The organism is Vitiosangium sp. GDMCC 1.1324, assembly GCF_003044305.1.
Taxonomy (GTDB): domain Bacteria; phylum Myxococcota; class Myxococcia; order Myxococcales; family Myxococcaceae; genus Archangium.
On record NZ_PZOX01000055.1, the window covers coordinates 1 to 10,812 of the forward strand.

Genomic DNA, 10,812 nt, shown 5'->3' on the forward strand with positions numbered 1-10,812 from the left:
AGCTCGACCGCTCGACGCTCAAGCGGCTGAGGGCCACCAGGAGCCGGGGAAATGAACCCAGCGGGCGCAGACCTGCTCAAATAAGTGCGGAGGAGGCGGGGCATTATGCATAGGCCATCACGTACGCCAGCACTCGCCTCCTGCCTCCACTCCTCAGCTGGCCCGAGGTGAACCCGCAAAGCGAAAGCACCCGCGGGTCGCACGAGGCGAGCCGCGGGTGCGAGTGACCGCACGGGGGAAGGTCGGGTTACGGGAGGGGGCTCACGTTGACGTTCTGGAAGAGGCCGGTGCTCGCGTAGACATTGAGCCCGAACAGCCCGCTGGCGTAGGCGGTGTCGGTGGCGTCGATGACGGGCGCCGTCCCGTTGTCCAGGTACACCAGGAAGCGAGAACCGTTGGCGACCACCTTGAGGTGGTACGTCTGGCCCGTCACGATGGACGTGGGGTACACGGCGACATCCCGCCCCGGACGCCACAGCTTCACACCCAGCCCGGCGTGCACGTTGACCGTGTAGTGCTGGGAGGCATCCGCGCTGGCGCGGAACGTCAACGCCGCCGCCACCCCGCTCACCACGCGCACGTCGCCCTCGTAGGTGAAGTTGCTGCCGGTCTGAGCGCTGAGCAGGAAGCCATCGCCCCCCGCCGTGCCCTGCTTGCCGCCGCCGACCGGCTCGGTCCACGTGCTGCCCGCCGTGGCGCTCCACGGCCCGGCCACGTTGGTGAGGCTCACGTTGACGTTCTGGAAGAGGCCGGTGCCCGCGTAGACATTGAGCCCGAACAGCCCGCTGGCGTAGGCGGTGTCGGTGGTGTCGATGACGGGCGCCGTCCCGTTGTCCAGGTACACCAGGAAGCGAGAACCGTTGGCGACCACCTTGAGGTGGTACGTCTGGCCCGCCACGATGGACGTGGGGTACACGGCGACATCCCGCCCCGGACGCCACAGCTTCACGCCCAGCCCGGCGTGCACGTTGACCGTGTAGTGCTGGGAGGCATCCGCGCTGGCGCGGAACGTCAGCGCTGCCGCCACCCCGCTCACCACGCGCACGTCGCCCTCGTAGGTGAAGTTGCTGCCGGTCTGGGTGCTGAGCAGGAAGCCATCGCCCCCCGCCGTGCCCTGCTTGCCGCCGCCGGCCGGCTCGGTCCACGTGCTGCCCGCCGTGGCGCTCCACGGCCCGGACACGTTGGTGAGGAAGCTCGCCGGGAGCCCGGCCACCATCCGGGTGCAGAGGGCCTGCTCCTGGTCGAGCACGTTACCGTTGCGCACGGCGAGCTGCGTGACGACCTGCTGCTGGGGGCAGACATCCGAGAAGGGGTTGCTGTAGGGGCTCCCCGTCTCGGCGACCGTGGACTGCACGGTGGCACTGCTCATCCAGGCGTTGGGGGCGGCGCAGTAGAGGCCCAGCGAATCGACGTACCAGCCGGTGTGGCCCGGGAAGCCCACGATGGCCATGCCGTCCGGGCACTGGAGCGAGAAGAAGGAGCCCCATTGGCTGCCCGCCACTGCGGTGGAGGACGTGGCACCCAGGGTGCCATCGGCGTTCAGCGTCCGGCACACCAGCCCGATGCTGTTGAGATAGGCAGAGAGCGTGCCCTGGATGCCCACGGCGACGGAGTTGGCCGGGCACGCGATACCGCCAGCAACGCCGCCATAGTCACCCCGGGCCGGGAGCCAGGTGGTCTCGGTGCCCAGGTTGAGCCCGGCCCGCGTCTGACCCAGCTCCGTGGGGCTCTTCGGGTCGAATCCCTGGGACTCGGGGCTCGTCGCCCCCTCCATCCCGCAGGCGGGGAGGACGGCGAGGCTGGCGGCCAACATCAGTTTCTTCCAACGAGGTGTGCTCATCATGGTGGGATTTCCAAGGTTCGAGGAGTCTTCAGCGAACTCGTGGAATCCTTGAGCACACGGCATGCCAACATGCGCAGGGGGGCTCCCCAGAGGAGAGCCCCCGAGGGAACGGGTCTGGGAGGGGGTGGAGCGGCTGTCGGCGACATGTCGCCGACAATCGGGAAACGTCGCAGCCCCGGGGAACAGGAGCCCTCTTGGGCGTAGCGGGCGGGAGCAGAGCGGGAGGTGAGGGCCGCTGACGGGTAGCCCATGAGCCGCACGCCGGGCCGGCGCAGAAGCCTTTCATCTTCAACATTAGCCGGGATTCGCAGCGTCCCGCCGGTACTGGACGACGAGGCGCTGGTAGGTCGGCTGCGCTATGTGCTGACCCATGGGGTGAAAGAGGGTTTGGTGGAGAGGAGCGCCGAGTGGCCGGGCCTCACGTGCCTGCCGCAGTTGCTGGGCCCGGCTCGGGGACACCCTCTTCGGCACCCTCACGCTCGAATTCTTTGACACCGTCTCGGCCTGCAAACAGGGTGAGGAAGCGGCGAAACGAGGGTCGTGTGAAGGCGGGGCTGACGAGCAGAAGTATCGACAGCAGCGTGTTCAAAGAGGGGGCGGTCATTGGGTTGCTGGACGGGAAAAGTCTTGGTCGACTTCTCAACCATTCCCGTTGGCCGCCCTCCTCCTGCGTTTCAGCTCCTCCTCGCCTACTCGCCCGCTCTCCTCAAAATGGCGAAAGTCGAGTCTGACAACCTACCTGGGGGGGCCTGACTCAACAGTCCTGGATGTTGAGGTCCTGGATGTACGGGCCTACCAACCTTCCATAGATGTGCGCGGAATTGTCACCGCAGAAGCAATACCATCCGCCAATCTCGGTCGTGTATGTCGAGTCACTGTAGTAGACACGGTGGTAGGACTGGCCATCGCAGGAGGGCAGTGCGTCCTCCCGCGTCGAGAGACTGGACTGCTCATCCTGGCTGGTGTCGACCCCACCGCACCCAGCCGTCAGCAGTCCCGACGCCAGCACCAGCGCTCCGATAGTTGCTTTGCTCTGCATGTCTGATTCCTTTGTTCCCCATCGATAGGGGGCCCATACTCATTCGTAACTCACTCGCGGAGAGCGATCGTGGTGCGTGTTTCACCGTACTGCTGGAGTGAGCCGACGAGGTGGAAATGATGCAGGAAGCCCTGCAGGCGCTCCAGCGCCTTCTCCAAATTCCCGGGGACGTGGACGCCAGGGAGTGGGCTCGGACCGGTGGTGGCCACCTGTTTCCACGCGTGTAGGAAGCCAATGCGCGCAACGGCGCACCAGCACCTTGGGGCCGGGGTGGAGGGCGCCAGGGCACGTCAGCCGAAGCCCAGACGCCCGGGCCTGCTCAAGCGTTACTGGGACGAGCGCGGGTAAGCCCGCCAAGCCGGCCCGGTCAAGCCTGCGGCGCCATCCAGACCAGGTTCCAGAGGTGGCCGTCGAGGTCTTCGAAGCCCTGGTCATACGGCCCCGACGAGGACGACCGTCACGTCGGTGTACTCTGACGGCTCGCTCAGAGGGGCTCGCGATAGCAGTACCAACTGCCGAGGGGCCCGATGCACTCGCAATAACCCACGGCGCCATCGCTGAAGAAGCAGGAACCCGAACTCCCTTCGCTGCACCTGTGTCCCTGGAAGGACTCACAAGTGGTGTACAGCGCCTCGCGCTGAGGATCAGTACTTTCGTCTCGGGCGCGGGCCTCCTGCCCAGGTGCGCTGGGCGGAGCGGTTGGGTCGGCCTCGACACCTCCACAACCGGTGGTGATGGCTGTAAGCGCAAGAGCAAACGCGAGGAAATGACGACGGATCATGCCGGTCCTCTCTGGGTTGCAGGTAGACACGTGTAGCTAACTATACTTGCAGTAAAGCGGCGCGGAGAATCGGCGGGCCGTGGGCGAAGTGTCCCAAATCGAAAGGCTGGCGCCATGCCTGCGCCACAGGTCTGCGATTTTCACTGTGAGTGAACTCTGGAGCCACCTGAGGGTTCGGTGCGATTGCGCCTGCCGGGGGCTGGGCTAAAGCGGCCCCCCATGAACGCGACCTCGGGGCCTCCTGAGTCCGCGAGCCATGAGCCAGATGGCCCGCGACGTATGGCGATGCTGGCGCTGGGCGCGCTGGACATCGTCTACGGAGACATCGGCATCAGCCCGCTGTACGCGCTGCGCGAGTGCTTCACCGGGGAGCACGGCATCGACCCCTCCCACGAGAACGTGCTGGGTGTGCTGTCGCTCATCTTCTGGGCGCTCTTCATCATCATCTCGGTGAAGTACCTGATCTTCGTGATGCGGGCGGACAACCGCGGCGAGGGCGGCATCCTGGCGCTCATGGCGCTGGTCATGCACCGGCCCAAGGGGAGCCGTGAGCCTCGCCAGGGTCGGCCGCTGCTGTGGATGCTGGGCTTGGAGCATAGGAAGAACAGGAGCCCTCTTGGGCGTAGCGGGCGGGAGCAGAGCGGGAGGTGAGGGACGCTGACGGGGGCCCGCCCGAGCAGTGAGCCAGGCGGGTGGAGAAGCCACGTTGCCCCTTGGGGTACACGCCGGCCCAGGCCGCCCTCCCATGAGGTGCGCGGCAGGGGCCTGGCTCTCTTGGCGCTGGCGGCTTGAGCTTCAACACCACGAGGCGTGGCGGGGCCCGTGCGCCGGGGCCAGCCTCGCACCTGCCTTGGGCAGGCCCAGGTGCTCCAGTATCGCTCTCACCCCTCCCGCCTCGTTCACGTACTCCAGCACTCGCCGCCTGCCTCCACTCCTCACTCAGGCCAACACGTCGAAGTCGAACCTCCTCCTGCGCAACTCGGCCCTGTCTCCTCTCGGCGTCTTCTCCTTTATCGGCTCCTTGCTGGCCGCTGCCTGGGGCTCCACGCTCTCCTCCTCCTCTCCCTCTTGGGGGAGCCGGAGTCGCTTCCTGATCTCCAATGCGCTCATCAATGTGTTCATCCCATTCCGCCAGCAGGTGCTGACCGACTTCCTCCTCCACAACCCGGTCCTCGGACTCGAGAAGCCGGGCGCGTGGACCTCGACCCAGGCCACGTTGTCGGTCCACACCGGCCGGGTGACCGAGGGCATCTCGTCGCTCCAGATCGTGACGCCGACCGCGTTCAACGCGATCATCAGCTCGAACTTCAGCACCGCGGGGCTCACCCCGGTGGGCAACAAGGTCAAGGTCGATCTCTTCGTGTCGCCCGTTCAGCCCAACCCCTCCTGGGTGGGGACCGCCGAGGTGTTGATCTCGATCCCGTCCGCCGGCATCCACAACCAGTGGGTCGGGAACGTCGTGCTCAACAGCCTCCCCCGGGGCGCTTTCTCGACGCTCCAGTTCCCGCTCCAGGCGAGCACCGTGGCGGCCCTCAACACGGCGCCGAACGACGTGTCGTTGCAGCTCAACCTCAACGTGACCGTCGGTTCGGGTCCCTACTACCTGGACAACGTCCGCTTCGAGAACTGATCCAAGCGCTTTCCGCGCCCTCGGAGTGTATTCTCAGGATGTATGAGTACATCCTGGGAATCGGTTTCACAGGGGAAGCGCCTTCACAGGCCGAGTAGGAAACTCACGGGACATTCCACGAGCGTCATCACCGCGGACTGGTTCGCGGATTCGTCCCGACTCGTCTCGGTTGCAGAGGGAGATCGCACGGTTCGCGTGTGGGACATCGAGACCACGCCGACCGTGTCGGGGATCAAGATCGCGAAGGGCGTCGACTTCGCGAGGTTGTTCCCGACCGGGGACCGGCTCGTCGCGACGTTCGATGACAGGACCGTGCTTGTGTACGAGCTGGCCTCCGGTGCGGCGATCGCGAGCGCGAGTCAGGCCGCCCGTACCCGGGCGCTGGTCGTGTCTCCGGACCCGGTTCGGGTGTACTGGGCGGGCTTCGGCAGCGATACCGTTGTCTGGTCGTGGAGCCCCGGCGAGAATCCGAGGCCGCTCCTGAAGGACATTCACACCTTCGAGCCTCGAGGCCACCTGTCGCTTTCTCGAGGTGGGACGGAGCTGTGGTGCTTCTTCGAGTGGGACCTCGTGGGGTTCGACACGCGAACGGGCGCGGAGCTCTTGCACTCCCACGGAAGCCGAAGCCAGGACCTTGGGGACGGCGTTGTGCTGTCATCCGAGCGGTGCGTCGTGGCCGTCGTCTCGGTTCTCAACCGCGACGATGAGCCGGTCCGGCCTCGCCTCTACAAGCGGAACCTTGAGTCCGGCGAGACACTCTGGCGCACGGAAATCCTCAATAGCTGGCGTTACGAGCCGCTGCTGACGGTGGCCCGGAACGAGCGCTGGCTCGCGACTGTTGGCAAGGAGGGCGTGACGTTTCGTTCGGTGCTCAGTGGGCGAGTGCTCGGCATCCTGCCCATCGAGGTGCCAGAGGAAGACATTTCCTGTCTGAGCCTGTCTCCGGACGACCGCTTGCTCGCGATGGGGATTTCGAATGGCGACCTGATTGTCCATGACCTCGGCGATTCAATCCATGAATCGCTCGTGGCAGTGCCGCACATCGCCGCGCGCTCTCGTGACGGGAGCCCGCTCCTGCTGCGATTGCAGAGCCGGGCGGGACTGTGGCTGCGGGTGCACGAGAACGGCGACCTCGAGCAGGCCGAAGGCGATGCTCGTTCCGATGCGGTGATCACTCCCTTCGCCGTGTCTGGCCCTGGCAATCGGCTCGCTTATCATCCGGGCCGTATTCACGGTGACCTCCTCAGGCGCCTCAGGCAGTACGAGCTCACGAAGCCTTCGCCCTGGAGCCGGTCCTATCCGGTGCAGGTCTTCCTCGAAGGAAAACTGGTCGTCGAGGGCTATATCGGTATCGAGCGCGACACGGGAATGAGCACGGACATCTTCGGCCTCGGCGAGCACGGGGGGCGTGAGGAGACGGTCGACTTCGATCTCAATGCCCGGCAGATCCTCAACAGCATCATCGAGCTGCTGGCGTTGCTGCCGACCGACTGACCTCGGCCTTCATGCCCCCACCACTTCTGAGCAGGTGGGCCACCCTCTCGTTGCGCGGACGGGACTCAGATCGCCGTGGCGCCGCCGTCCACTGGCAGGGCGATGCCCGTGGTGAAGCCGGCGGCATCGCTGCACAGGTAGAGCACCGCCGCGGCGATCTCCTCGACCTTGCCGATCCGCCCGACCGGGTGCATGGCGACGGCGTTCTCGGCCTTGCGCGGATCGGCCTGTTGAGCGCGGCGGAGCATGTCGGTGTCGATCACCGCCGGGCAGACCGCGTTGATCCGCAGCTTCTTCTTCGCGTACTCGACCGCCGCCGATTTGGTCAGGCCAATCACCGCGTGCTTGGAGGCGGCGTAGATGCTCATCTTCGGCGCCGCGCCCAGGCCGGCGATGGAGGCGGTGTTGACGATCGCTCCGCCACCCTGGGCGAGGATCAGCGGAATCTCGTACTTCATGCACAGCCAGACGCCCTTGGTGTTCACGCCCATGATGGCGTCGAACTCGGCCTCGGTGCCATCGGCCAGCTTGCCCTTCTCGATTTCGATGCCGGCGTTGTTGAAGGCGTAGTCGAGGCGCCCGTAGGCCGCCTGGGTGCCCTCCAGCAGCGCACGGACCTCGGCCTCGCGGGTGACGTCGCACCGGATGAAGCGGGCATCGCCGTCGGCCGCGCGGATCTGCTCGACGGTGCCCTCGCCGCCGGCCGCGTCGACGTCGGAGACCACGACCTTGATGCCCTCGCGGGCGAAGGCCAGTGCCGTGGCGCGGCCAATGCCCGCGGCGGCGCCCGTGACCAGGGCGACCTGGCCGGAGAATGAATGTCTCATGTGGGGTTCCTCGAATGAGGGGATGTTCGCGCAGTCTAGCCAGCACCGCGCGAGGGCGAAGCACTATCGGGCCGGGTCACGCACGGACCCCCTGTGTGCTTCAGGCCGCCAGTGGGAGCTCCACCCAGAACGTGGCTCCCTGCCCCGGCGTGGACTGAACACCCACCCGGCCGTGGTGGGCCTCCGCGATGCGCTTGACGGTCGCCAGCCCCAGCCCGATGCCCGGCTGGTGGGTGCCCGCCGCACGGACATACGGCTCGAACACGGTGCGCTCCAGACCCGCGGGAAGCCTGGCCGAGGTGTCAGACGATTCGTAGGAGGCAATATGCCTGTACGAGTCCTTTGACACCATCCCCGGGCCAGCGCGAGCCGTGCCGAGCCTCAAGGGGCTGCACGCCCGCAAATCTCCGGGAAGCGCTCGTAGGCCCGTTTGAGCGGGTCCAAGTGCGCGGGGTTGTCCAGGTCGAGCCGCGTGCCCGTGAGCCCGAGGCGCACGACCTCCGTTCTACAACGGCATGCGGTCCTTCGCTCCTCCGAGCAACTCGAACGCGGCGTCCCACGTCTGGGAATCGGATTCAGCGCGCGGCGGCAGACGGTAGTGGGCGGGTCGACCGTCCTCGTCCGGGGCCTTCGGATCGGCGCCCGCGTCGAGAAGCAACTTGATCATCGGAAGGTCCAGCCGGCGTGCCGCGTGCCCGAGCGCGGTGTATCCGGTCAGCCCTCCCCAGTCGTTGATCGTCCGAGTCGCCCCCGAGCCCAGAAGGAGCGAGGCCATGTCCAGATTGCCAACCTCCGCAGACGTCCGCAGCGGCGTGATGCCGTCGCGGCTGCACACGTTGGGATCGGCCCCCGCCTTCACGAGCGCTTCGACTGCCGCCAATTCGTCTTCGCAGGCCGCTACCAACAAGGGGGTCCTGTCCCGCTCGACATCCCACGCGTTGACGTCCGCGCCGTGCTCAAGGAGCGCCAGGAGCACGTCGAGTTCGCCCCCATCGGAGAGTTCGTAAATGGCCACTTGCAGCGGACGCAACCCCGGCGGCTCCGGCTGCGGCTCGTTCGGATCGGCCCCCGCAGCCAGCAGCGCCTTGACCCGGGACGTATCGTGCTGCTCGATCGCTGTGAAGAGTTCTTTCGACATGACTCACAATTCCGACATTGGATGACCCGGGGCGCAATTCTTCGCTTCAAGAGCCTTGATATCCGCAAGGCCATCTTCGAGTTGGGTCATCGCTGTGTTGTGGCCCGGATCGGGCTTGCCTCCAAAGCATTTTTTCTGAATCTCCCACCGCTTCTCCAAAACTTTCTTCACGGCGTCAAGACGCAGCCGGATCCTGGAGCACGGCACCTTGTCCAGCTTCTTTTTGTTCTTCGTGTTGGGCACCTTCGGATTGTAGCGAGGGATTTCGTTGGTGAGCTGATCCTTCTCCGCTTCAAGCTTGTCGAGCAGGCTGTTCTTGCAGGTCTGGTTCGGGTAACGCGGAATCCGGTCATACTCCTCCACACTGGTGTAGGGCTTGCCCGTCGCCGGATTGGTCTCAGTCCGCCAAGAGGTGGGAACCTTGACCGCCGCAACCGGATCCGAATCAAAGTCCGGCACGACCTCCTCTGCTTCCTGACGCTCAAATTCCTCCATGAGCCGCCGCGACTCCTCCGCCACCTCCCGCAGACGGGCCTCGTACTCCCCTTGAGCGTCGACCCACTCCGGGCGGCGGTCGATCTCCGGCCCGGCGGTGCTGGAGGGGTAGAGCAGGACGAGGCCCACGAGCAACGGGCCCACCCGGGGGAGGAATTCGGCCAGCGTCCTGGCGCGTCCCGCCTGCGCGACGCCCTCCGCCCCCCTCACCACCTCGGCGGCTTGCCCGCTCGCTTTCGCGGCGCGCGAGAAGCGCTCGAAGGCCCGTTCCGCTGCGGTGAGCTTGCGGTTCAACTGTTCCCATTGACGCGGCTCGATGTCTTGGCGTGCCCGAGATAGCAGTGCCCTGGCCTTGTCCAGGTCCGGCTTTCCAATCCACGACCGTTCTGGTGTCGGCTCCATCGGCGCGGAAACGAGCCGGATGCGCGGGCCCGAGGTGGGAGTCGACGCGAAGGCATGGGGCCGTGGCATCGACTGAGGGGCGGGCGCGCTAGCGCAGGCTGAGGCCAAGAGCAGAAGTACAAGGCAGGCTCGGAAACGCATGAGAGGGTCCTCCATTCTAGATAGGACCTGGCGGGTCCTGGCGGGGCCGCTCGGAGTATGACAGGGCGCCCCGACAGCTACGGACGAGTGCGCCGGGGGCACGGAACGGGCCAGGGGGCCGCAGCCGCAACTCGGGCCAGGGCGAGCGCGAATGCAGCGGGCAGCCCATGCTCGGGGGCGGTGCAGGCTCTAGGGCGCTAGGTTGCACGGCCCCGTGGCCCCGGCCGGTGAAACGGTGAGGCGCGCACCTGGACCGCGCTAGGAGGCTCCAGCGGCGCGGCTGCTAGGGCTCGGGGTTGGGTGGAGGGAACGGTCAGCCGCATTTGGGGCTGTACCTCCTCCGATTTCGAGATCGGCTCTAGCCGCCTTCCAGCCCTTCCCGATACTCGCCGGGACTGAGGGTAACGTCGTGGTGGGCACTGAGAGGGCGACCGGGACCGCTCTCGTGCCCCTGTACGTTCAAGTTGTGGGATGCAACTGAGACACGGGTCGTGACCCTCGGAAATATCACCTTCCCCGAGGGGCCGATGGCAGCTCACTGACTTCAATCTGTGGGGGACACCGATAACGCGCGTCTTTAACCTTCGGGAACATCACCTTCCCGACGGGCCGAAGATGGGGCGTTGAGTATGTGCCCTCACACACGCCGCGCCCACGTTGTTATGAGCTGGACGCGAGGGCAGAGATGATGCTTTACCGCTCACAATTCTGTAATCAGCTCGTACTAATTACTCAGTCCTCGTTCGAAGCTGATGGGAAGAGGCTTTTGACCTCCTGGTGAAATTTATGGTAACGGGCCCATGAATTTTTTCGCAAAGTCTCCAAATCAAGCTCTATGTATTTAGAGCGCAGATGAGCCATGAGTTCAGAATGCGCTTTCTTGAGTGACCGCATTTCGTAACCGTTCACCGGGTTGATGCGTCCGGACGAGCATGGGCAGTTGCAACGGTGGAGCACCAGTCGAATGCGCGACATGGTCGATGTTGACCAGGGACGGGGTTGGATGGGTTGAGGTGTGGACA

Annotated in this window: 10 protein-coding genes and 2 pseudogenes; 4 read left to right on the forward strand and 8 right to left on the reverse strand. The window is 65.7% G+C overall.

Features of this window, described 5'->3' with window-relative positions:
* Positions 1 to 247 precede the first annotated feature (247 nt).
* On the reverse strand, positions 248 to 1,843 hold the full coding sequence (locus DAT35_RS60420) for a hypothetical protein (RefSeq protein WP_199243333.1): 1,596 nt from the start codon (positions 1,841 to 1,843) through the stop codon (positions 248 to 250).
* Between the two features lie 754 nt (positions 1,844 to 2,597).
* A complete protein-coding gene (locus DAT35_RS57475; protein WP_108077938.1) occupies positions 2,598 to 2,882 on the reverse strand; it encodes a hypothetical protein in 285 nt (94 codons plus the stop codon).
* 1,000 nt (positions 2,883 to 3,882) lie between these two features.
* On the opposite strand from DAT35_RS57475, the pseudogene DAT35_RS57485 reads away from it, so the two are divergent.
* Positions 3,883 to 4,254, forward strand: a pseudogene (locus tag DAT35_RS57485) (KUP/HAK/KT family potassium transporter); the annotation flags it as partial.
* Positions 4,255 to 4,602: 348 nt separating this feature from the next.
* Here the strand turns inward: DAT35_RS57485 and DAT35_RS59730 are convergent.
* Complete coding sequence (locus DAT35_RS59730) at positions 4,603 to 4,773, reverse strand: hypothetical protein (protein ID WP_158502482.1); 171 nt, start codon at positions 4,771 to 4,773, stop codon at positions 4,603 to 4,605.
* A gap of 4 nt (positions 4,774 to 4,777) precedes the next feature.
* Between DAT35_RS59730 and DAT35_RS59735 the strand changes: the two genes are divergently transcribed.
* The 3 genes and pseudogenes from DAT35_RS59735 to DAT35_RS57505 all read left to right on the forward strand — a co-directional run bounded on the left by DAT35_RS59735 (position 4,778) and on the right by DAT35_RS57505 (position 6,787).
* On the forward strand, positions 4,778 to 5,293 hold the full coding sequence (locus DAT35_RS59735) for a hypothetical protein (protein WP_158502484.1): 516 nt from the start codon (positions 4,778 to 4,780) through the stop codon (positions 5,291 to 5,293).
* Positions 5,294 to 5,335: 42 nt separating this feature from the next.
* Positions 5,336 to 5,485, forward strand: a pseudogene (locus tag DAT35_RS62650) (hypothetical protein); the annotation flags it as partial.
* A 3-nt stretch (positions 5,486 to 5,488) separates the two neighbouring features.
* Positions 5,489 to 6,787: a hypothetical protein gene (locus tag DAT35_RS57505; RefSeq protein ID WP_233262323.1), complete on the forward strand. Its 1,299-nt coding sequence runs from the start codon at positions 5,489 to 5,491 to the stop codon at positions 6,785 to 6,787.
* Positions 6,788 to 6,852: 65 nt separating this feature from the next.
* Here the strand turns inward: DAT35_RS57505 and DAT35_RS57510 are convergent, their stop codons facing one another.
* The 5 genes from DAT35_RS57510 to DAT35_RS57525 form a co-directional block, all read right to left on the reverse strand.
* Positions 6,853 to 7,614: an SDR family oxidoreductase gene (locus tag DAT35_RS57510; protein WP_108077941.1), complete on the reverse strand. Its 762-nt coding sequence runs from the start codon at positions 7,612 to 7,614 to the stop codon at positions 6,853 to 6,855.
* Positions 7,615 to 7,714: 100 nt separating this feature from the next.
* Entirely contained in the window at positions 7,715 to 7,966 is a 252-nt protein-coding gene (locus tag DAT35_RS57515) for a sensor histidine kinase KdpD (protein WP_108077942.1), read from the reverse strand.
* Positions 7,967 to 7,995: 29 nt separating this feature from the next.
* Entirely contained in the window at positions 7,996 to 8,109 is a 114-nt protein-coding gene (locus DAT35_RS61730) for a DUF5953 family protein (RefSeq protein WP_233262324.1), read from the reverse strand.
* 10 nt (positions 8,110 to 8,119) lie between these two features.
* The gene (locus DAT35_RS57520) at positions 8,120 to 8,752 is read right to left on the reverse strand and encodes an ankyrin repeat domain-containing protein (RefSeq protein WP_108077943.1); all 633 of its coding nucleotides are present in this window, start codon (positions 8,750 to 8,752) and stop codon (positions 8,120 to 8,122) included.
* Positions 8,753 to 8,755: 3 nt separating this feature from the next.
* Positions 8,756 to 9,541, reverse strand: coding sequence for a hypothetical protein (locus DAT35_RS57525; protein ID WP_158502486.1), 786 nt, complete (start codon positions 9,539 to 9,541; stop codon positions 8,756 to 8,758).
* Between the last annotated feature and the right edge of the window lie 1,271 nt (positions 9,542 to 10,812).